This window comes from Cryobacterium sp. 10I1 (assembly GCF_035019805.1).
In the GTDB taxonomy this organism is placed as follows: domain Bacteria; phylum Actinomycetota; class Actinomycetes; order Actinomycetales; family Microbacteriaceae; genus Cryobacterium; species Cryobacterium glucosi.
This window is the reverse complement of sequence record NZ_JASJVF010000693.1, coordinates 1-234: the sequence shown is the minus strand read 5'-3', so window position 1 is coordinate 234 and position 234 is coordinate 1. Positions and strand designations below refer to the sequence as shown.

Sequence of the window (234 nt, the reverse complement as noted above, 5' to 3'; positions counted from 1 at the left end):
GAGGTCGACGAGCATGGTGTGCTCACGGAGCTGGACGCGCGGGATACCCGGGGTCTGGGCCGAGCGGGCGGCCCGTTCGCGGACGGTCGAAACGAGTGCGGCTTCGATCGCGGCGCCGGTCGCGTCCCCGCCGGCGTGCAGCACCCGGGAGCGGGAGTGGGCGGCCTCGAGCCCGCGCGTCACGCCGGAGTCGTCCCTGTCGAAGTCGACGCCGAAGCGGATCAGGTCGCGGAC

1 pseudogene is annotated in these 234 nt (G+C 74.4%); it reads right to left on the bottom strand.

Annotation, left to right across the window (positions count from 1 at the left end):
• Nucleotides 1–234: pseudogene (locus QN345_RS20375) on the bottom strand (L-aspartate oxidase); the annotation flags it as partial.